15 protein-coding genes are annotated in these 22,394 nt (G+C 39.7%); 13 read left to right on the forward strand and 2 right to left on the reverse strand.

Translation table 11 applies throughout. From position 1 onward, the window contains the following. Positions 1-196 precede the first annotated feature (196 nt). Together JEM65_RS03915 and JEM65_RS03920 are read right to left on the reverse strand one after the other, a co-directional pair. Positions 197-907 carry a LytR/AlgR family response regulator transcription factor gene (locus JEM65_RS03915; RefSeq protein ID WP_199597267.1) on the reverse strand — a complete coding sequence of 237 codons (711 nt, stop codon included), beginning with the start codon at positions 905-907 and terminating at the stop codon, positions 197-199. Positions 908-951: 44 nt separating this feature from the next. After that, positions 952-2,013: a sensor histidine kinase gene (locus tag JEM65_RS03920; protein ID WP_199597268.1), complete on the reverse strand. Its 1,062-nt coding sequence runs from the start codon at positions 2,011-2,013 to the stop codon at positions 952-954. 283 nt (positions 2,014-2,296) lie between these two features. Between JEM65_RS03920 and JEM65_RS03925 the strand changes: the two genes are divergently transcribed. The 13 genes from JEM65_RS03925 to JEM65_RS03985 all read left to right on the forward strand — a co-directional run bounded on the left by JEM65_RS03925 (position 2,297) and on the right by JEM65_RS03985 (position 22,361). Then, a complete protein-coding gene (locus JEM65_RS03925) occupies positions 2,297-4,555 on the forward strand; it encodes a GH92 family glycosyl hydrolase (RefSeq protein WP_199597269.1) in 2,259 nt (752 codons plus the stop codon). Further along, the gene (locus JEM65_RS03930; RefSeq protein WP_199597271.1) at positions 4,555-6,432 is read left to right on the forward strand and encodes a sodium:solute symporter family protein; all 1,878 of its coding nucleotides are present in this window, start codon (positions 4,555-4,557) and stop codon (positions 6,430-6,432) included. The genes JEM65_RS03925 and JEM65_RS03930 overlap by 1 nt, the downstream gene beginning before the upstream one ends. Before the next feature lie 5 nt (positions 6,433-6,437). Beyond that, positions 6,438-7,403 (forward strand): glycoside hydrolase family 130 protein, encoded by a 966-nt coding sequence (locus JEM65_RS03935; RefSeq protein WP_199597273.1) that lies wholly within the window; start codon positions 6,438-6,440, stop codon positions 7,401-7,403. A 53-nt stretch (positions 7,404-7,456) separates the two neighbouring features. Beyond that, complete coding sequence (locus JEM65_RS03940) at positions 7,457-8,485, forward strand: carbohydrate-binding family 9-like protein (RefSeq protein ID WP_233530515.1); 1,029 nt, start codon at positions 7,457-7,459, stop codon at positions 8,483-8,485. Positions 8,486-8,633: 148 nt separating this feature from the next. Beyond that, positions 8,634-10,247, forward strand: a complete 1,614-nt coding sequence (locus JEM65_RS03945; RefSeq protein WP_199597277.1) for an alpha-L-fucosidase — start codon at positions 8,634-8,636, stop codon at positions 10,245-10,247. A 67-nt stretch (positions 10,248-10,314) separates the two neighbouring features. Next, positions 10,315-11,472, forward strand: a complete 1,158-nt coding sequence (locus JEM65_RS03950) for a glycoside hydrolase family 18 protein (RefSeq protein WP_233530516.1) — start codon at positions 10,315-10,317, stop codon at positions 11,470-11,472. A gap of 24 nt (positions 11,473-11,496) precedes the next feature. Then, a complete protein-coding gene (locus tag JEM65_RS03955; protein ID WP_199597279.1) occupies positions 11,497-12,609 on the forward strand; it encodes a putative glycoside hydrolase in 1,113 nt (370 codons plus the stop codon). Positions 12,610-12,619: 10 nt separating this feature from the next. Beyond that, positions 12,620-13,933 carry a sugar MFS transporter gene (locus JEM65_RS03960; protein ID WP_199597281.1) on the forward strand — a complete coding sequence of 438 codons (1,314 nt, stop codon included), beginning with the start codon at positions 12,620-12,622 and terminating at the stop codon, positions 13,931-13,933. 76 nt (positions 13,934-14,009) lie between these two features. Continuing rightward, complete coding sequence (locus tag JEM65_RS03965) at positions 14,010-16,256, forward strand: GH92 family glycosyl hydrolase (protein ID WP_199597282.1); 2,247 nt, start codon at positions 14,010-14,012, stop codon at positions 16,254-16,256. 7 nt (positions 16,257-16,263) lie between these two features. Continuing rightward, positions 16,264-17,283, forward strand: a complete 1,020-nt coding sequence (locus tag JEM65_RS03970; protein ID WP_199597284.1) for a N(4)-(beta-N-acetylglucosaminyl)-L-asparaginase — start codon at positions 16,264-16,266, stop codon at positions 17,281-17,283. 32 nt (positions 17,284-17,315) lie between these two features. Then, on the forward strand, positions 17,316-19,646 hold the full coding sequence (locus JEM65_RS03975) for a glycoside hydrolase family 20 protein (protein WP_199597285.1): 2,331 nt from the start codon (positions 17,316-17,318) through the stop codon (positions 19,644-19,646). 3 nt (positions 19,647-19,649) lie between these two features. Beyond that, on the forward strand, positions 19,650-20,957 hold the full coding sequence (locus JEM65_RS03980) for an alpha-L-fucosidase (RefSeq protein WP_199597287.1): 1,308 nt from the start codon (positions 19,650-19,652) through the stop codon (positions 20,955-20,957). A 54-nt stretch (positions 20,958-21,011) separates the two neighbouring features. Further along, on the forward strand, positions 21,012-22,361 hold the full coding sequence (locus tag JEM65_RS03985; RefSeq protein ID WP_199597289.1) for an alpha-L-fucosidase: 1,350 nt from the start codon (positions 21,012-21,014) through the stop codon (positions 22,359-22,361). Positions 22,362-22,394 lie beyond the last annotated feature (33 nt).

Genomic DNA, 22,394 nt, shown 5'->3' on the forward strand with positions numbered 1-22,394 from the left:
GTGAAGCACATTTGGTTTTGATGGTTGAATTAATCCGGGGGCTTAGCAATGCGGAGCTTTGTACGTGTATCACGCAGTGTTCTGTAATTGATACACCTTGCTTGAGATGAAGAAGTGCTTTCTTTTCTTTTTAAGAGGCATTGAAGCCAATATTCACAGAGCTTTTTATCTAATGATATGATACGTCTTAATTCGTTTAAATTGAAGAATTTAAAATCTTTGCTTTTACTTCGTCTATATAAGAGCGGCCAATACTATATCTCATGCCATCAATTTCAATACTATTGCCTTCAACAGCGTCAATTTTACTGATCGATATAGTATAGGACCTATGAATTCTGATAAAGTCGGAAGCGGGGAGTAAGTCGGTGAAGTCTGATAAGGTACTGTGGATCATAAACCGACCGTTGATAGTGATGATTTTTAGGTAGTCTTTTTGGCTTTCAATAACCAAAATTTCGTCTAAAAATATTTTCTTCATCTTTTTCTTGTCGATCTTAATGAAAATATAGGGTCGCGAGTGGCTGATATCTGAAGGCGCTTGCTTCAAGTTTAACCGTCTGTAAACTTTGTTTAGCGCATTCATGAATCTTGGAAACTCGATTGGTTTTACCAGGTAATCGATGACATCTAGAGCATAGGTTTCTACTGCATATTCTGTATACGCTGAAGTAATGATAATCAAGGGTGGTTCTTTTAGACTTTTAATAAAACTAATGCCGTCCAAAATGGGCATGCCAATATCTAAGAAGATCACATCTACCTTATGGTGCTTTAAAAAATTTAAACCATCAATGGCATTGTTGAACGTATTCACCAATTCTATGTCTTCAATTTTCTGTAGATAATTTTTGATGACATTAATTGCTAAAGGCTCATCATCAATAATTAAACATTGTATTTTCATAACATATTTTTTAAATAGCCGCCATTATGAGCAGGTGTAAAACTTTACTGAGTTACCTTAATTTTAAGGTGAATTGTAAAGGTTTGCGCATTACTTTTAATGGTCAGCTCATAATCATTCTTATCATACCCTAAACTTAATCTTTTTTTTACGTTTTCTAAACCTATCCCGCTAGATTGATCAAACTTGTTTGGGATGATGTGCTCGGCGGGCAATGGATTGGTGATGGTAAAATAAAGAAAATCGCCTGTTACAGTAAAGTCAATATCCACCTTTACTACCCCAATATTTTTGTTTACACCGTGCTTAAAAGCATTTTCAACAAAAGTCAACAATAAAATAGGGGCAATGGTTTTATCTTGTATGTCTCCAGAAATAGACATGTTGACCTTTAGTCGCTCGTCATGACGAATTTTTTCCAGATCGAGATAATTTTGGGTGCAGAGAATCTCATCTTGTAAAGACTGTCGCTCAGACTTTGTCTCATAAAGTAGGTAGCGCATTAACTCTGAAAGCCGCAAAATAATTTTGGGCGTTTTATTTGATTTCTCTAGCGCTAGGGAATGGATATTATTAAGTGTATTAAAGAAAAAATGTGGAGAGATTTGCGATTTTAAAAACAATAATTCGGTTTCTAATTGGGCCTTTTCAAGATCCGCAACCCGTTTGTGCTCCTTCACAAAATCTAAGGTCACTTTTATGGCCGTCACAAACGTAATCACGTACAATTCCCCAATCATCATATCAATCACATAATTGAGCGTCAAGGTATTGATGGGGTTGGGGCCTTCGGGCCACACTTCATTGCTGATTAAAAAATAGGTCAGATTAAATTTTGCGAGCACCATTAAAAAGATGGCCGACAAAATCAAGATCACATAGGGTACATATTTCTTTTTGAACAAAAACTTGGGCATCAAAAAGTAGATGTTGAAGTAAGATAACGTAATATGAATTGGAAACCCGAGAAAGTTTGTTTTTAGAGAATACAAGTAATCATCAAAGTAACTTCCCCATCTAAAAGTGTTAAATAAAAAATAAACAGACCAAAAAATAATATGGTGCCAAAACGAGATTCTATAGAGTCTGTTGGATTTAAGGTTCATTAAAAAAATCTTTTGTGATGTTCAGGAGAGTTAACGTGTCGTCCGTCTAATTTAATTTCAATTCCGGTTAAATTTATGAAAATTTATGGAGTGAATTCAGTTTGTTTTTTTTCTTTCCATTTAAAAAGTAAAATGATAGCAAACCTTAAGGAAAGTAGCGAATTGCTTTTGCAAATTCTAAACTGACATAACGGTCTCGAAAAGAGTAGAAATGGATCATTATTTCCCTCTTTTAAAATTTAATTAACGAAAACGATTGCTTAATTCAGGTTAAACCATAATCATGAAAAAAAGATACTTAATTTTTTTATCCGCACTTCTGCTTGTCGGCTGTAATGACAAAGTAGAAAAGACTGCAGAAGTAAAACCAGACGCCATTAGTTATGTCGATCCATTTATCGGAACTGGAGGTCATGGCCATACCTATCCAGGTGCTACTGTGCCTTTTGGAATGCTACAAGTGAGTCCTGTAAATGGCATCAGCGATTGGGATTGGTGCTCAGGCTACCATTATTCTGATGATGTGGTTATCGGATTTAGCCATTTAAACCTAAGCGGAACGGGCATTGGCGATTTGGCAGATATTCTTTTAATGCCAACTAATAAAGCGGCCGATTTAACTTTAAATCCGACGTCTCGAGACAGCCTGCCTTACAAGTCGTCCTACAGTCATAGCAAGGAAACTGCAACACCTGGCTATTATCAGGTATTTTTAGAAGATCATAATGTGAATGTGGAGCTGACCACTTCAAAAAGAACGGCCTATCACCGATATACTTTTAAAGAAGATGATGAGCAGTCGGTAATTATTAATTTAGGATTCGCAATCAATTGGGATAAAGCGGTTGCAACATCCCTAAAAGTAGAAGACCGCTACACTATTAGCGGCTATCGCCATAGCACCGGATGGGCACAGAATCAAAAAGTATTTTTTGTGGCTAAATTTTCAAAACCCATTGCCGATTATAAATTGTATGTAGATGGTCAGGTTTTTGAAGACGGCGATCATGAAGGCGTGCAATCGTCCATTCAGGTAGTCTTTGATCCGAACGAAAAGAGCCCTGAATTATTGGCAAAAGTAGCCTTGTCGTCTGTGAGTATAGAGAACGCCAAAGACAATATGGGAACGTCCGGATTTGATTTTGATAAGACAAAAACAGCTGCGGAAAAGCTATGGAATACGGCATTGGCTTCCTTTGAAGTGGAGAGCCCAACTGATTCCTTAAAAACCATTTTTTATACGGCATTGTACCACACCCAATTGGCGCCAGTTACTTTTAGCGATAAAAATGGCCAGTTCAGAATGGAGAATGACAGTATTGTTACGGCTAAGGATTATACGGCATATTCTACACTTTCACTTTGGGATACGTTTAGGGCAGAACATCCATTATTAACCATCATTGCGCCAGATAGAGTTTCTGACATGGTCAATTCCATGTTAGCGTATTATGAAGTCAGAGATATATTACCGGTCTGGACATTGTACGGTAAAGAAACGAATACCATGACGGGCTACCATTCCATCCCTGTAATTGTGGAAGCTTATAAAAAAGGAATCCGAGGCTTTGATGCCGAACGCGCTTACGAGGCCATGAAAACTACCATGATGCAAGACGAGCGTGGCCTCAATCACTATAAAAAGTACGGCTATATTCCGTACAGTTTGTTGGATGAATCTGTAACCATCACGTTGGAATATGCCTATGACGATTGGTGCGTGGCAGAAATGGCGAAAGCACTAGGTAAGGAAGAGGATTATCAGTATTTCTCAGAGCGTTCTAAAGCTTACCAACATTTATTTGATAACGAGTCCGGATTTATGCGCGGAAAATCTGTCGCCGGAAATTCTTGGAACGAACCTTTTGATCCGAAACACTCCAACCACAGGGAACAAACGGATTATACCGAAGGTAACGCGTGGCAACACAGTTGGTTTGTGCCACATGCGGTCGATAACCTTATAAAACTTCACGGGGGTAACGAAAAATTCACCAGCCGTTTAGAGCAATTGTTTTCCGAGAGTTCTGAAATTACTGGCGATAATATTTCTGCAGATATTACAGGACTTATCGGTCAGTATGCACACGGCAATGAACCAAGTCATCATATTGCCTATATGTTTAATCATGCTGACCAACCTTGGCGCACACAATATTGGGCACGTCATATTATGGATACGCAGTATAATACCACACCAAATGGATTGAGTGGTAATGAAGACTGCGGACAAATGAGTGCTTGGTATGTGTTGAGTTCAGTTGGTTTGTACCCAATGAATCCAGCTTTTGGAGAGTATGAAATAGGGACCCCAATTTTTGAAAAGGCAAGCATCAATCTACCTAATAAAAAGTCATTTGTTATAGAAGCAGAAAATGTTTCAGACAAAAATTTCTATATCCAATCGGCAACACTTAATGGCAAAGCCTTTAATAAAACAGCCATTGCTCATGATGTTATTTTAAAAGGCGGAACGCTACATTTTGTAATGGGCGCAACGCCTAACAAACAGTGGGGCACCGCTAAAACTACTACAGACTAATGGGAATTATAGATGTATCAATTATAGTCCTCTATATTATCATCACTTTGGCGGTAGGGATCTGGATTTCCAAACGCGCTTCTAAAGGCTTGGACTCTTACTTTCTTGGAGGCAAAAGTATCAAATGGTATTACTTAGGGTTGAGCAACGGTTCAGGAATGTTTGATGTTTCCGGAACCGCCTGGATGGTTGGGATTCTATTTCTCTATGGCGCTAAAAGTTTCATGTTTATGTGGATGTGGCCCATCTGGAATCAGATTTTCATCATGATTTTCTTGGCTGCTTGGATTCGCCGTTCCAATATCATGACGGGTTCAGAGTGGATTTTAACCCGTTTTGGTGATGGGAAAGCAGGAAGGGCATCACATTTAATTGTGGCTATTTTTGCCGTAGTGGCCTCCATCGGATTTATTGCTTACTTTTTTGAAGGTGTTGGTAAATTTATGAGCATTATTTTACCATGGGATTTAACCCTTATGATGAATGGAGATGTGTTCTTAACTTCAGATCAAAATTATGCGCTTATTATCATATTCCTTACCACTATTTACACTATTAAAGGGGGGATGTTTTCGGTTGTTGCTACAGAAGTGTTGCAATATGGTATCATGGTTATTGCAGGAATTCTGATTGCGGGTTATGCGTTTGTTACCGTTACTGATATTCAAATTAATGAGGTGATTTCAACAGAATGGTCTAGTATTTTGTTTACCAATCAACTGGAAGGTTCATGGTCTGAAAAGTATGCCGCATTTAATAGTTTGATCGATACCCAAGGTTATAAAATGTTTGGCGCTTTTATCGGGATGTCACTTTTTAAAGGTTTTTTTGCCAGTATAGCTGGGCCAACACCTAGTTATGATATGCAACGCATCCTTTCCACTCGATCAGTTAAAGAAGCCGCCTATATGAGCGGATTTACTAACTTGGTGCTTTTTATTCCGCGGTATTTGCTTATTGGTGGTATTGTGGTGCTTGGATTGGTGTATTTGGCACCAGGAATGGCAGCTTCTGGCACATTAACCGGCGCCGATTTAGAAGTTATTCTGCCTAAAGTCATCAATGAGCATGTGCCCGTTGGTATTAAAGGCCTGTTGCTAGCTGGACTTTTAGCCGCGTTTATGTCGACTTTCTCAGCCTTTGTAAACTCTGGTCCTGCTTATATTGTAAATGATATTTATAAAAAATATTTTAAACCTGTAGCAACAGATAAGCATTATATAAAAGCAAGCCATATCGCTTCTTTTGCCCTTGTGATTCTCGGGGTAACGATGGGATTCTTTGCCGGATCCATCAATAGCATAACGCTCTGGATTACCAGTGCACTTTATGGAGGTTATGTTGCCGCTAATTTCTTGAAATGGATTTGGTGGCGTTTTAACGGTTGGGGCTATTTTTGGGGAATGACCTCAGGATTGTTTGTGGCTACATTACAGTTTTTATTAGACCAAAATAAGGGTAATTTTGAAGTAGGAACCTGGCTGTATGATGTTTCACAGATACCTGCCATTTATATGTTTCCGTTTATTTTTGTAGTATCATTATTAGGCTCATTTCTAGGAACATTATTGACGCCTGCTACTTCCATGGAAACTTTAAAAACGTTTTATTCAAACGTACGCCCATGGGGTTGGTGGAAGCCTGTGTATAACGCTTTGCAAAAGGATAATAGTGAGGCAACTCAAAATAAAGATTTTGTAAGTGATATGTTAAATTGTGTGGTGGGTGTCGTTTGGCAATCGAGTATGATTTTATTGCCCATCTACTTCCTGATCAGAGACTACCCAAAAGCGTGGACAGCGGTATTGATATTTGGCATTACCACCCTTATTTTAAAATTCACTTGGTTAGATAAAGTTAAAAAATATAAAGATTAAAGCAGATGAATTCAATTCCATGGCAAGATAAGCCTGACAACTGTAACGACGTGATGTGGCGTTATTCTGAAAACCCAATTATTAACCGATACGATATTCCATCATCCAACAGTATTTTTAATAGTGCGGTAGTGCCTTTTGAAGATGGTTTCGCCGGTGTTTTTAGGTGTGATAATAAAGCAGTGCAAATGAATATTTTTGCTGGTTTTAGCAAAAACGGCATCGATTGGGAGATCAATCATGACCCGATTGTGATGCAGGCTGGAAATACAGAGATGATAGAATCCGATTATAAATATGACCCTCGCGTGGTTTTTATTGAAGATCGGTATTGGATTACCTGGTGTAATGGGTACCACGGGCCAACTATCGGTATTGCCTACACTTACGATTTTAAGGAATTTTTCCAGTGTGAAAATGCCTTTTTACCATTCAACAGAAACGGGGTCTTATTCCCTCAAAAAATAGACGGCAAATTCGCTATGTTAAGTCGCCCAAGTGATAACGGTCACACGCCATTTGGAGATATTTACATCAGCTACAGTCCAGATATGAAGTACTGGGGAGAGCACCGTTGTGTGATGAAAGCCACGCCGTTTGTGGACAGTGCATGGCAATGCACCAAAATTGGGGCGGGTCCAATTCCTATTCTTACTGATGACGGTTGGCTGATGTTGTACCACGGCGTTATCAATACCTGTAACGGATTCCGTTACGCCATGGGTGCTGCTATTTTGGACGAACAGCAACCCGATAAAGTTAAATATAGAACACAACCCTATTTACTAGGTCCAGCCGAACTTTATGAAACCACGGGCGATGTACCTAATGTGGTGTTCCCTTGCGCCGCCTTGCACGATACCAAAGAAGATAAATTGGCCGTATATTACGGTGCCGCAGATACCGTGGTGGCTTTGGCATTCGGAAAGTTGAGTGAAGTGATACAGTTTACAAAAGATAACAGTTTATAAAAACAATTTTGATGGATTTGAGATTTCGATATGCGTTAGTATGCTTTTGGTGTATGTCTCTGACAGCGTTTGCCCAAACAACTAACAGTAAAATTCCTAAAAGCTATATTGCCTATCACACGGCTGATTCTATAAAGGTTGATGGAAAGGATGCTGATGCCTCTTGGAATAAAGTGGAATGGACCGATCTGTTTATTGATATTGAAGGGGTCAAAAAACCGACTTACAATACCCAGGCAAAAATGTTATGGGATAGTACTTATTTCTACATTTTAGCCAAAATGGAAGAGCCACATGTGTGGGCAGATATTACAGAACACGACGCGATTATTTTTCATAATAACGATTTTGAAGTGTTTATCGACCCCACTGGCGATACCCATAATTATTATGAAATTGAGATCAACGCCATCAACACCGTTTGGGATTTATTTGTGTCAAAACCCTATCGCGAAGATAATGTGGTGTTAAACGATTGGATGGCTACGGGAATGAAATCCGCCATAACCATTGACGGCACTTTAAATAATCCGAAGGATACTGATAAAGGATGGATGCTCGAAATTGCCATTCCGTGGTCTGTTTTCAAGAAAGCCTATTTTGAAGAAAATGTACCTAAAGACGACTTTTGGCGCGTGAATTTTTCTAGAGTCAATTGGGATTACCAACTCAATGACGGTGCTTACGGACGCAAGAAAGATGCGGAAGGCAATTACCTCCCAGAATACAATTGGGTGTGGTCGCCACAAGGTGTCATTAACATGCACGAACCTGAACATTGGGGCTATGTTTATTTTTCTTCAAAGGAAGCTGGAGTAAAAGATACGTTTGAAATTCCAAATGACGAAAAAATCAAATGGGCATTGTATGAATTGTATCGCGCGCAAAAGACTCATTTTGAAGCTCATGCTGCTTGGATAACGTCTATTGAAAAACTATCTTCATCCCCTATCATTGTTGACGGGAAAACGATAACACCAAAACTAGAAAATCATGGTTTTGGATGGACGATTTCAGTTATGAGTCCGTTTTCAAATAAATTGTTGATTTTAAAAGAGGATGGTAAATTTATAATAAAATAAAAATAGAATAATAAAAGATTTAGCGGTTAGAGACCTCACAGGTTTATAAAACCTGTGAGGTCTCGGCCACCCTCAAAGACACAAGAAGTTTATTTCTTAAAATTAATTTTGCCATGCGCAGGACAAACTAAATTTAAAAATAACCAACATGGAGTTCAATAAACACATTTTAATTTTATTCCTAATCGGATTTTTGAGCTTCCCTGCTCTTTCACAGGACAAAGAATTGTCATGGGAAGAACTCAGTGCAACTTATGAATTCCCTGCGTGGTATACAGAAGCCCGATTTGGAATTTGGGTACATTGGGGTGCGCAAACCGAGCCAATGCAAGGCGGAGGTTGGTATGCGAGACACATGTATATGGAAGACGTGAAACATGAAAAATGGGGGAGAAACGCTTATGCCTATCACAATAAAACCTATGGCCATCCAACTGAAATTGGATATAAAGATGTGCTCAATGAATGGAAAGCTGATAAGCTAGACACGGATGCGCTTGTTTCATATTTCAAAAGTGTTGGCGCAAAGTATTTTGTTGCCTTAGCCAATCATCACGATCATTTTGATAATTTTAATTCCACCTATCATCCTTGGAATTCCGTTAATTTGGGACCAAAACGAGATATCATTGGGCAGTTTGAGAAGTCATCTAAAAAACATAACATGAGGTTTGGGGTGAGTTCTCATGATGACCGCTTTTTGGGTTGGTGGGAACCTGCTTTTGGAGCTGACACTTCAGGACCTTATAAGGGCATTCCTTATGATGGACATATGACTATTGAAGATGGAAAAGGCAAATGGTGGGAAGGTTTGGATCCTGCCGACTTATACGGTTTGCCACCAGCAAAACGGACTCCTGAGTATATTGAATCCGTAAAGGAAAACTGGAAGTTACGCCACACCGAACTCGTTACAAAATATGATTTAGATTACCTGTGGTTTGATGGGTATAATTTTCCTTATGGCGATTATGGAAAGACGGTGAGCACCACTTATTTCAACAAAAAACGTCAGAGCAATGGAAAAATTGATGCGGTTTTAGCGGGTAAATTTAGCAGTGAACCCACAACCGTTAAAGATATTGAACGTGGTGGGGCTTCTGAAATACTAGCTTTTCCGTGGCAAGGGATAACAACCCTCCGTACTTGGTTTTATAAAGAAGATGAAGGCGGGTTGGATTATCGCCATAGCGCAAGAACCGTTATCGAAACCTTGGCCGATTACAATAGTAAAAATGGTAATCTCGTGCTGAATGTTGAATTGTTACGTGATGGCACCATCCCTACCACCCAAAAACTAATTTTGGATGACGTTGGTGCGTGGATACACCTCAATAGTGAAGCTATTTACGCCAGCAAACCTTGGAAAATATATGGAGACAATCTGGATTCTTATCTCAAGGTACTAGAAAATAGTAGCATTGGGGAAGCAGATCTTGAAGCCTTAAAAAAGCAAAAGAGCGAGGAGCATTTCAATGAAAGAACGCTAGCTAGTCCTGCTTATGGGAGTGATGAAGTGCGGTTTACTACAAACGGAGATGTGCTGTACATGTTTGTGCTGAATCCAGCGGAGGGGGAAATTGAATTACCAACTTTAGGTTTAAAATCAAAACAAAAGCCAGGCAAAATAAGCGCTATTGAGATGATTGGTAGTGACCAAAAAATCGAGTATAAACAAGACAATAATAAGCTTGTACTTACAATGCCAGCAAATCGACCTAATACATTAGCAACGGTTTTTAGAATTAAAGGAGCTCTATAATTGACGCATGACGTCAAAATAATAATTACAACTAAAACCAATGGCATTTTTTTAAAACAAAAAAGAGATGAGATTTATAAAATTTATGGTCCTATTACCCCTGTTTTTTGCCTGCAACAATGCACCTGAAAAATCGGAATTACCAGTTGAAGCTCAAGAGGTCTCCAAGGAGGATGCAGAACCTGTCGATATGAAAATCATCGGTTATGCGGCAGGATATGAAGATTATGATTTCTCAGAAATTGACGCCACAAAACTGACCCATATCAATTTTGCCTTTGCCAATATTGTAGAAGGTAAAGCGGCTTTTGAACTCGACACTGATGCCGTTAAAATTGCGACGCTTATCGGACTCAAACAACAAAACCCCGACTTAAAAGTATTGTATTCTGTAGGAGGATGGGTTTGGTCTGATCAATTTTCAACTATGGCTGCATATGAGGAGTCGCGTAAAATATTTGCAGAAAGTTGTGTGGCGCTCCTTAAAAAACATGAATTTGATGGGGTCGATTTAGATTGGGAATATCCAGGCCAACGCGCCGAAGACAACGTCTTCCGTCCGTCAGATAAAGATAATTTCACGTTGCTTTTAAAAGCGATTCGTGAAGCACTCGATGTGCAAGGTGAAAAAGACGACACTCATTATTTATTGACTATTGCTACTGGCGCTGATCAGGCGTATATAGATAATACCAATTTAGGAGAGGCGCATGAGTACCTTGATTTTATTAATGTGATGGGCTACGATTTTTATCAAGGCTGGATGTATCAAACCGGGCACCACGCCAATTTATATCCATCAGATAAGGAAAAATATGGCGGGAATAGTGGTGTTGAAGCTATTGAAAGACATATTGTTGCTGGCGTTCCTGTGCACAAACTCGTTTTGGGTATTCCATTTTATGGCAGACAATGGGAGAAAGTAGCACCAACAGAGGTTCCTTTGTACTCGTCGGCTAATGAAGGTGGCTATATCATTTCCTACTGGCAAATTCTTGAAAAGCTAAAATCCGGAAAGTATAAAAAAATGTACGACGAATCGGCAAAAGCATCCTATCTATGGAATGAAACAGACAACATTTTTGTATCTTGGGATACCCCAAAGGAAATTAAGTTGAAAGCGAATTATATCAAAGAAAAGGGCTTAGGTGGCGCGATGTTTTGGGAGTATAGTCTTGATAAGGATCAGGAATTGTTGAATGCGCTTTTCGAAAATTTAAACTAATAAGTTATATTAAATCGCTTTCGGATGAAAACCAACTTTTTATTTTTTATACTGATCGTTTTAGGGTTGGTCAGCTGTAATCAAATGGAACGGAAGCAGGAAACTGCGGATACAAAACCTTCAGAAGAAGCAAGTTTTAATTTTGGCACTTGGATCACCTCCAACAAAGACAAATCTAGCGAAGATTACGCTGCCGAATTTAAACGCTATAAGGCAGGTGGAATTGACGAGTTGTTAATCAACACGGCTACAGATGTTAAAGAATTGGAGCGATTGGTGGCCATTGCAGCAAAGGAAGATCTTAAAGTTCACGCTTGGATGTGGGCGGTCAACCGACCGGGCGACACCATTGCTCAGAAACATCCGGAGTGGTATATGGTGAGCAGAGATGGCAAATCGTGCTATGACACCCAGCCTTACGTAAACTATTACCAATGGCTTTGCCCTACTAGAGAAGCGTCCCGAAACCATATTTTAAGTTTGGTAGAACGTATGGCTAAAGTGGATGGGATTGAAAGTGTACATCTCGATTATATCCGCTTTCCGGATATTTTCCTACCGATAGGATTACTGCCTAAATACAACCTTACCCAAGATACTGAAATGGCAGAATACGACTTCTGTTATTGTGAAGCCTGTATCAGTGCCTTCGAAAAAATCCATCATAAAAACCCACTGGAAAGTAACAATACCGCTATTGACATGGAATGGAAGAACTTCCGTTTGAATGCCATTAGAAACTTGGTTAATGACGCTTACGAGATCGTCCATAAACACAACAAGAAATTAACCGCTGCCGTTTTTCCTTATCCGGAAATGGCGGACCATATGGTGCGCCAACGTTGGGATAAATGGAATATTGATGCCGTTTATCCGATGATATACCACGGCTTTTACAACGAAGAAATCGATTGGATTGGCTACGCTACCAAACAAGGCGTCACCGATTTGGAATCTAAGAATGTCCTTCTGAACACTGGCGTTTTTGTGCCGCCGTTTACATCTGCGGAGGAACTCAAAGAAGCCATTCATTACGCTAAAGACAACGGCGCAAAAGGCGTGACATTTTTTGACGGCCCACAACTAACAGATGCGTATTTACAGACTATTAAAGAAATAAAAGGAAGCTTTAACTAACACATAACCTATGTCAAACCAGAAATCATACCGCTCCGCATTTATTTTATTGACTATCCTATTTTTCCTTTGGGGATTTATAACTGTGTTGGTCGACTCCCTAATTCCGCGATTGCGTGAATTGTTTACCTTAACTTATTTTCAGGCAGGACTGGTTCAATTTGCATTTTTTGGAGCTTATTTTTTACTGTCCATTCCGGCAAGTTATATCCTTTCCAAAATCGGCTATAAAAAAGGAATCATTCTCGGATTATTGACCATGGCTTTGGGTTGTTTACTGTTTTATCCCGCGGCATCCTATCGCATCTTTGGAATCTTTATGTTGGCGTATTTCATTTTGGCAGGAGGGATTACCATTTTACAGGTGGCTGCCAATCCGTTTGTAGCAGTTTTGGGTTCTGAAGAAGGCGCGTCGAGTAGATTAAACCTTTCCCAAGCCTTCAATTCCTTAGGCACCGCTATCGCGCCAGCAATTGGCGCCTTGTTTATTTTAAGCGATGTGATAAAAACCAAGGAAGAAATTGCAGTATTAGAAGGTTCGGCGAAGGAAGCGTACCTCTCCGCAGAAGCTGCAGCCGTGCAAACACCATTTTTGGGCTTGGCGCTTTTTATAGGCTTGATCGCGGTTATTTTCTTGTTCGCAAAGTTGCCTACCATGATTTCGGAAACTTCTACGGGAACTTATAGAGAAGCCTTAAAGAATAAAAAATTGATGCAGGGCGTATTGGGTATCTTCTTTTATGTAGGTGCTGAAGTAGCCATTGGGAGCTATTTGGTCAACTACTTTTTAGATATGAACCTGGTTTCCGTAATCAAAGAATCTAGTGTGATGCGGTCTATAGCAGAAACCATTCTAAATTCAGGTTTGGCAGATAAAGACGATAAAGCCGTCGTGGGTGTGTTTGTCACATTTTATTGGTCCGGTGCGATGATTGGAAGGTTTGCAGGCGCTTATCTTACCAGAATTATGCAGCCAGGAAAAGTCTTGGCGATTTTCGCAACCATTTCCATCAGCTTGATTGTACTATCTATTAGTACCGTCGGTTTGGTGAGCATGTGGAGTATTTTGGCGGTTGGTTTGTTCAATTCTATCATGTTCCCAACCATTTTCACCTTAGCGATTGACGGCATTGGGCATTTAAAACCTAAAGCTTCAGGCTTGTTGTGTACAGCCATTGTGGGTGGTGCCATAATTCCGCCAACGTTCGGGTTTTTAACCGATCAGATAGCGTTTAAAAATGCCATGATTTTTATAGTGTTGTGCTATGCGTACATTGTGTGGTTTGGGTATAAAAATGGGAAATCGAAGGTGGCTATAGTGTAAGGTACATGGGCTGTAGTGTAGAGAAAAGAGAACAGAGAGAAGAGAAAAGAGAAAAGAGAATAGAGAATAGAGAGAAATGAGAAAAATTGTGGTAATTGGTCTGATGAGTATGGGGTTTTTGTGGCATTGCAAAGCACCTAAGACTGTAGTACCTCAAAAGAAATTAACCCAATATGTGAATCCGTTTATTGGTACGGATGGACCGGGGAATACATATCCTGGCGCCACCGTTCCGTTCGGGATGGTACAGTTGAGTCCCGATATCGGCATCCCAGGTTGGGACCGTATTGCGGGTTACTTTTATCAAGATTCCATAATTTCTGGATTTTCGCACATGCATTTGTCCGGTACCGGCGCTGGTGATCTTTACGATATTTTGGTAATGCCAACCAACAGTCGCTTTTCTGAGCGTATGGAAGCCAACAGCTTTAAACCTTTTTCAAGTTTTTCTCACGACAAAGAAGCCGCCTCTCCAGGCTATTATACCGTAGACTTGTTAGATTATGGTATTAAAGCGGAATTGACCGCCACCGAACGCACAGGAATTCATAAATATACCTTCCCTAAAGACGACAGTACGCAAATTCATATCGATTTAGGTTACGCTTTAAATTGGGACAGTCCTACCGAAACACATATCAATGTGGTAAATGAAACCACTATTGAGGGCTACAGAAAATCTACAGGTTGGGCAAAAGACCAGAGGGTTTATTTTGTTATTAAAATTTCAAAGCCATTCAAAAGCTATCAGGTCTTTAAAAATGACTCGCTGACAAGTTCTCCAGTCACTCACAAAAACACCAAAATTATTCTGGATTATACAACCTCAGAGGGCGAGGAAATCGTCTTAAAAACAGGGGTGTCTTCCGCAAGTATTGAAGGCGCTTATAAATCTTTGGAAATTGAAGCGGCACATTTTGATTTTGAAGCACTAAAACATCAAGCAGAAAATAAATGGGAAACCCAACTCAATAAGATCAACATCACCGTAGCTGATGACACGAAAAAACGAATTTTTTACACCATGTTGTACCAGTCCATGTTGGCGCCAACCTTATTGAGTGATCTTAATGGCAACTACAAAGGCGCCAATGATACCATCATGAAGGCTGACGGATTTGACCGTTACGATACGTTCTCATTATGGGATACCTATCGCGCAGCACATCCACTTTACACCATCGTACATCCTACACACGTGTCAGATATGGTCAATTCCATGCTGGCTCATTACAAGGAAACAGGATTGTTGCCCGTTTGGTCCATGCAGGGCAATGAAACCAATATGATGATTGGCTACCACGCTGTTCCGGTGATTGTGGATGCTTATTTTAAAGGCATTAAAAATTTTGATGCTGATTTGGCATACGAAGCCTGCATCGCCAGTGCCACAGATGCGTCGAGAGAAATTGATAAATACATGGCCTTAGGCTATGTTCCTATTGGTGAAGGCGGCGATGATTGGTCGGTATCCAAAACCTTGGAATATGCTTATGACGATTGGTGCATTGCGCAATTCGCTAAAGCGTTAGGAAAAACGGAAGATTATAATACCTTTCTAAAACGTTCCGATAACTGGCGTAATGTTTACGATACCCAAAGCACCTTTATGCGTCCAAAATTGGAAGATGGTACTTTTATAGCCGATTTTGACCCTAAAGCGTATTCCGCACATTTTTGCGAAAGCAATGCTTGGCAGTACTTCTGGTCCGTGCAACACAATATTGAAGGTCTAGCCGAACGGGTTGGTGGCAATGAACTATTCGAAAGAAAACTCGATTCCATGTTTTCGTTAAATCCGCTTCCTGACGATAAATTACCCATTTTCAGTACCGGAATGATTGGCCAATATGCACATGGTAATGAACCGAGTCATCATGTCGCCTATCTTTATAATTATGTTGGTAAACCATGGAAAACCCAAAAGTTGGTCCGCGAAATTCTAGAAACCCAATATCAAAATGAGCCTAGCGGCCATTGTGGTAATGAAGATTGCGGCCAAATGTCGTCGTGGTACGTCTTTAGTGCTTTAGGTTTTTATCCGGTCAATCCAGCACAAGGAGTCTATGCTTTTGGATCGCCAAGTGTTGATTCGGCAACGCTCAACTTAGAAAATGGAAAGACTTTTAAAATCACTGTGCTTAATAACAGTCCAAAGCATATCTACATCCAGTCCGTTACTTTAAATGGCGAGACTTTAGAAACTAATTTTATCACGCATAAACAAATAATTGAAGGTGGCGCGCTCCAGTTTAATATGGGTAGTGAGCCTAATAAAAACACGAGCAATACCATGGCGCCTTCATCACAACTATATAAATAAATACTGTATGTCAGACAGAAGAGATTTTATAAAAAAAGCAGCCTTAGGCACTATAGGAATTAGTTCCGTATTGAGCTGTACCAGTGTAACTAGTGCCACTGCCGCAGTACCAGTAGTGAGTTCAGGAAAGAAGGGATCGAAACCTTTTGTGATTTCAACCTGGAACCACGGGTTGCCAGCCAACGACGAGACTTGGAAGCAACTTAAAAATGGCAAATCGGCCATAGATGCGATTGAAGCAGGAATGAGAATCCCTGAAGCAGATCCTAAAGTAAGAAGTGTGGGGTATGGCGGTTTTCCGGATCGCGAAGGCAAAGTAACTCTAGACGCTTGTATTATGGATCATAATAGCGATTGTGGGGCGGTGTCCTTTTTACAAGGCATTAAGCATCCAATTTCTGTGGCTAAAAACGTCATGCAAAATACACCGCATGTGATGCTTTCGGGTGAAGGCGCCCTTCAATTTGCCTTGTCTGAAGGTTTTAAAGAAGAAAACCTTTTAACGGCAGAAGCAGAAGCGGATTGGAAAAAATGGATGGAAGAATCGAAGTATAAACCGGTCATCAATATGGAAAATCACGATACCATTTCCATGTTGGTTATTGATAAGGACGGCAATATTTCAGGTGGCTGTACTACAAGTGGAGCGGCTTGGAAAATGCACGGACGTGTTGGCGATTCGCCAATTATTGGTGCAGGTTTATTTTTGGATAATGAAGTGGGCGGCGCAGCCTCAACAGGATTGGGTGAAGCGGTCATACGAACTGCCGGCAGTGCCATGGTGGTCGAATTGATGCGCCAAGGCAAATCGCCTTTAGAGGCCTGTAAAGAAATTGTAGAACGCATTTATAACAAACATAAAAACCATAGAGATATGGAATATTTGCAGGTTGGTTTTATCGCTATTAATAAAAATGGAGAACACGCCGGCTATAGTTTGCGTTCCGGATTTAATTATGCGATAACCGATGAAGCAGAAGGCAGCAGAATGGAAGATGCCACTTTCAAAATGTCTTGGGAAGAATAGAAAATTAATTGATCATATAAAATTTTAGAAAAATGAGTGTATTTAGAAAGCTAGTTGTTTTAGCATTAATTGCGATAACGTGGTCTTGTGAAGAAAACAAGGTGAACAAAACGTTTACAGAAAAGGAGATCGCTGTTATTCCGAAACCTGCGCAACTAACCTTGGCGGAAGGGTCTTTTCAATTTAGTGATGACACAAAAATTGTCATTTCAGACGCCTCTCAAAACGATGTGATTTCTGGATTTTTAAGTAAATTCAAAAATGCAGCGGGATGGGATTTAGAGGTGTCAGAAAAAGCGCCAAAAGCGGATTTTGTGCAATTGGTTGTGGATAGCAATTTAGAAGTGGAAGCCTATAAATTAGACGTCAATTCTGATCGTGTCATCGTCTCTGCGAAAGGAAATGCTGGATTTCTCTATGGATTGGAAACACTGAGACAATTACTTCCTGTAAGTATTGAAAGCCCTGATAAAATTGGTGATATAGCCTGGATTATTCCAAACTTGACAATTTCTGATCAACCACGTTATAAATACAGAGGTTTGATGTTGGATGTGTCCCGTCATTTTTTTGAAATCGATTATTTAAAGGAAACCATTGATCGTTTGGCAATGCTTAAAATGAATGTCTTGCATTTGCATTTGGTGGATGATCAAGGCTGGAGGATCGAAATAAAAAAATACCCAAAATTGACAGAAGTTGGGGCATGGAGAGTCGATCAAGAAGATAAGCATTGGGACGGGAGAGAAGAAACTTCTCCAGACGAAAAAGGCACCTACGGCGGATTCTACACCCAAGAAGAATTAAAAGATTTAGTAGCCTATGCGGCGACTAAAAATGTGGAAATTATTCCTGAAATAGAAATGCCTGCGCACGTCACTTCAGCAATTGCGGCCTACCCAGAATTATCTTGTCATGAACGTCCAGTTGGTGTGCCTTCAGGAGGTGTTTGGCCAATTACAGATATTTATTGTGCAGGAAAAGAACATACTTTTGAATTTTTAGAGAATGTATTGTTAGAAGTTATGGAGATTTTTCCATCTAAATACATTCATGTTGGTGGCGATGAAGCGACCAAAACCAATTGGGCAACCTGTCCAAATTGTAAGCAACGCATGCAAACAGAAGGTTTAAAAAATGTTGAAGAATTGCAGAGTTATTTCATCACGCGCATGGAGCGTTTTATCAACGCCAAAGGGAAACGTCTGATTGGATGGGATGAAATTTTAGAAGGCGGAATCGCACCTGAAGCAACGGTTATGAGTTGGAGAGGTGTTGCCGGCGGTGTTGAAGCAGCAAAACAAGGTCATGATGTGATCATGACGCCAGGTTCACATGCCTATTTTGACCATTACCAAGGCCCGCAAAATGAAGAGCCTTTAGCGTGGGGCGGCTATACGCCATTAAGTAAAGTGTACACGTTTGATCCATTGGTAGAAGGCATGACGGACGAGGAAGCAAAACACGTTTTGGGCGGGCAGGCCAATTTATGGTCTGAACAAATAAAAACTACGGACCATTCCGAGTATATGATTTTCCCGAGATTGGCAGCGTTATCTGAAACCTTGTGGTCTCCAAAAGAGTCTCGTAATTGGGAAGATTTCTCTTCGCGTATCGAAACCATGTTTAAGCGTTATGATTTGATGGACATCAATTATGCAAAGAGTTCCTACTTAGTTATGGAAGATGTAAAAATTGATATGGAAACAAAAGAGGTTTCTGTAGAATTGAAAAATGAGTTTACAGATGCTGATATTCGTTATGCATTAAATGATGCGAAACTAACAGACAACGCAACAAAATATTCAGAGCCCTTAGTAATTGATAAAACTACTGAAATTCATGCCTCACTATTTAAAGATAATAAACCAGTTGGCGTGCCTTTTAATACAACGATTGAATTTCATAAAGCAGTTGGAAAGGACGTTACTTTTAAGGAACCATACAATAAACAATACCAAGGTGAAGGCCAATTTGGTATGGTAAACACCTTACGAGGCACTAAAAATTTCCACGATGGCCATTGGCAAGCATGGTTAGGTAAAGATATGGAAGCCGTAGTTGATTTGGGTGTAGAGACTTCCATTTCTAAAGTGGCTTTAGGTACTATGGAAAATCAAGGTCCTGGCATCTATTTCCCAACCGCAGTAACTGTTTATGTTTCTAAGGATGGTAAGAGTTATAAGGAAGTTGGTTCTGAGAAAAGAGCTTTTGCTAAAAATCCTTCTTTTGATCTGAAAGATTTTACAATTTCATTTGATGAACAATCCGTTAGATATGTAAAAGTTATAGCCACAAGTTTAAAAACGCTTCCAAAAGGTGGGCATGTGTGGCTATTTGTAGATGAAATAATAATTAATTAAAGTATGAAAAGGATCCGAATTTTGTTATTGACACTGCTTCTTTTTATCACTGCAGAAAATATTGCCCAAACTAATTATGAGCCAACCCAAAGCAATTTGGAAGCTCGGCAGTGGTTTGAGGATGCGAAATTCGGACTCTTTATTCATTGGGGTGTTTATAGTATTTTGGGTGATGGGGAATGGGTGATGAATAATCAAAATATCTCCATTGATGCCTACAAAAAGCTGCCTTCATTTTTCAATCCCATTGAATTCAATGCTGAAGAATGGGTGAAGATTGCTAAAAATGCTGGGATGACATATATAACCATCACTACCAGGCATCATGATGGATTTTCAATGTTCGATTCTAAAGCTAGTGATTATAACATTGTTGAAAAAACACCCTACGGAAAGGATGTTATCAAAGATTTGGCAAAGGCTTGTGAAAAGGAAGGTATCAAACTGTTTTTTTATTATTCATTATTGGATTGGCATAACGATGATTATTTTCCAAGAGGTAAAACAGGTAATGACATTGAGGGAAGAAAGGAAGGCGATTGGGATGCTTATATCAATTTCATGAAGGCTCAATTAACAGAATTGTTGACTAACTATGGTGACGTTGCTGGTATTTGGTTTGATGGCGATTGGGATAAAAAGGATGAAAATTGGCATTATGACGAGATTTATAAATTGATACATGAGTTGCAGCCCCAGTGTTTAATTGGGAATAATCATCACGACGCGCTCAAACAAGGTGAAGATTTTCAAATGTTTGAACGCGACTTGCCTGGAGAGAATAAAACAGGTTTTGGGACATCAGAATCGAATGTTGGCAGATTACCAAAAGAAGTTTGTGCGACAATTAATGGCTCTTGGGGTTTTGACTTACAAGACAAAAAACACAAATCAAAGAAAGAGCTTATTCACTATTTAGTGAGAGCATCGGGGTTTGGAAGTAACTTGTTACTAAATGTCGGACCAATGCCGAATGGCAAGATACAAGACGAACATATCCAGTCCTTAGCAGAAATAGGTGATTGGTTAAAAATAAACGGTGAAACCATCTATGGCACCAAAGCTGGAATTATAGCACCTAGCAAAGATTGGGTTTCAACCCAAAAAGGAAATGTGCTCTACGTTCATTTATTAGAAAATAGAACTACGGCTTTTGTTATTCCGGAGTTTAATGCATCAATAAAATCGGCTAAGTTATTCGCTACTAAAAAAAAGGTCAAGACCAAACAAACAAAAGATGGGTTACTTATAGAAATCCCTGAAAGTGATCAGAATGACATCGACACCATAGTAGAAATTACTTTGAAATAATGAGTGTTTTTATTAAAAAAAAAGATTTACCAACTATAATCAAATCAGTTAACAATGAGATATTATAAAGTTATAGCAGTCCTGTTTTTCTTAGTCGCTAATCACGTGGTAGCACAAGAAAAACTGTCAAAAGAAGAACGATTAGAGTGGTTTCAAGATGCCAAATTTGGGGTCTTTATCCACTGGGGCTATTATGGCGTAAAAGGCATTGGCGAATCGTGGTCCATGTATCACAAACGCATTTCTTATGACGATTATATGTCCCAAGGAAAAGAATTTACCGCCAAAAATTACGATCCGGAAGCTTGGGCAAAACTCTTTAAGAAAATTGGAGCACGTTATGCGGTATTGACTACCAAACATCATGATGGTGTCGCGTTATGGGATACCAAATTCAGCCATTTAAACGTTGTAGAAAAAACGCCAGCGAAGCGCGATTTAGTAGGGCCTTATGTAGACGCACTGCGGGCAGAAGGTTTAAAAGTTGGCTTGTACTACTCGCTAATTGATTGGTCGCATCCGGATTATGATGTTGTTTTTCCGCGTCCTGATACTCGTAAAAACTATCCTCAAAAAAATCAAAATCAATTGTCGCCATGGCAACGTTTTTTGAGATTTAATGATGGGCAGTTAAAAGAATTGAGTACCAGATACAATCCGGATTTATATTGGTTTGATGGCGATTGGGAAAAATCTAGCGAGCAATGGCGCGCAGAATCCTTGAAAGATTCCTTATTGGCTTGGAACCCAAAAGTGATTGTGAATTCCCGTTTGAAAACCCACGGCGATTATAGCACCCCAGAACAAGGTGTGCCAGTAGTAAGGCCAGAAGGTGCATGGGAGTTTTGTATGACCATGAACGATAATTGGGGCTATTTCCCATCCGACACGAATTACAAACCGGTATCTCAAATCATCAGAACTTTTGTTGAGGTGATTGCTACCGGAGGAAATTTATTATTGAATATCGGGCCTAAACCTGACGGGACTATTGCAGAAGAGCAGTTAGAACGTTTGGAAGCTTTAGGGGAATGGGTTAATAAACATGAATCGGCTGTTTTTAGTGCTAAAGCAGGTTTGCCTTACGGACATTTTTACGGCCCTACCTTGTTGAGCAAAGACGACACAAAAATCTATTTGGCATTATTTGACAATCCTAAAAACTACATCTCTTTAAAAGGAATTCAGAATAAAGTGAAATCCATCAAAGTTGTGGGGAGTGGACAAGAATTGAGTTTCGAAAGAAATGGTGGTGCAGAATGGAATAATATTCCTGGAATCTTAAGAATTGAAATCCCTCAAGAGAAGAATTTAGATGCGAATGTAACCCTGATTGAAGTGGAGTTGGAAGATGCGTTGGTGTTGTATAGAGGGCATGGGAATGCGGTGGAGTTGAATAAATAGAATTAAGACCGCTGCGCTGTTAGAATTAAGAAC

It is taken from the genome of Gelidibacter salicanalis, from assembly GCF_016469035.1.
Classification (GTDB): domain Bacteria; phylum Bacteroidota; class Bacteroidia; order Flavobacteriales; family Flavobacteriaceae; genus Gelidibacter; species Gelidibacter salicanalis_A.

Excerpts from the sequence above, each read along its gene's own strand:
- JEM65_RS03915 (WP_199597267.1), bottom strand. The coding sequence starts at position 907 with ATGAAAATACAATGTTTAATTATTGATGATGAGCCTTTAGCAATTAAT.
- JEM65_RS03920 (WP_199597268.1), bottom strand. The coding sequence starts at position 2,013 with ATGAACCTTAAATCCAACAGACTCTATAGAATCTCGTTTTGGCACCAT.
- JEM65_RS03925 (WP_199597269.1), top strand. The coding sequence starts at position 2,297 with ATGAAAAAAAGATACTTAATTTTTTTATCCGCACTTCTGCTTGTCGGC.
- JEM65_RS03930 (WP_199597271.1), top strand. The coding sequence starts at position 4,555 with ATGGGAATTATAGATGTATCAATTATAGTCCTCTATATTATCATCACT.
- JEM65_RS03935 (WP_199597273.1), top strand. The coding sequence starts at position 6,438 with ATGAATTCAATTCCATGGCAAGATAAGCCTGACAACTGTAACGACGTG.
- JEM65_RS03940 (WP_233530515.1), top strand. The coding sequence starts at position 7,457 with ATGTCTCTGACAGCGTTTGCCCAAACAACTAACAGTAAAATTCCTAAA.
- JEM65_RS03945 (WP_199597277.1), top strand. The coding sequence starts at position 8,634 with ATGGAGTTCAATAAACACATTTTAATTTTATTCCTAATCGGATTTTTG.
- JEM65_RS03950 (WP_233530516.1), top strand. The coding sequence starts at position 10,315 with ATGAGATTTATAAAATTTATGGTCCTATTACCCCTGTTTTTTGCCTGC.
- JEM65_RS03955 (WP_199597279.1), top strand. The coding sequence starts at position 11,497 with ATGAAAACCAACTTTTTATTTTTTATACTGATCGTTTTAGGGTTGGTC.
- JEM65_RS03960 (WP_199597281.1), top strand. The coding sequence starts at position 12,620 with ATGTCAAACCAGAAATCATACCGCTCCGCATTTATTTTATTGACTATC.
- JEM65_RS03965 (WP_199597282.1), top strand. The coding sequence starts at position 14,010 with ATGAGAAAAATTGTGGTAATTGGTCTGATGAGTATGGGGTTTTTGTGG.
- JEM65_RS03970 (WP_199597284.1), top strand. The coding sequence starts at position 16,264 with ATGTCAGACAGAAGAGATTTTATAAAAAAAGCAGCCTTAGGCACTATA.
- JEM65_RS03975 (WP_199597285.1), top strand. The coding sequence starts at position 17,316 with ATGAGTGTATTTAGAAAGCTAGTTGTTTTAGCATTAATTGCGATAACG.
- JEM65_RS03980 (WP_199597287.1), top strand. The coding sequence starts at position 19,650 with ATGAAAAGGATCCGAATTTTGTTATTGACACTGCTTCTTTTTATCACT.
- JEM65_RS03985 (WP_199597289.1), top strand. The coding sequence starts at position 21,012 with ATGAGATATTATAAAGTTATAGCAGTCCTGTTTTTCTTAGTCGCTAAT.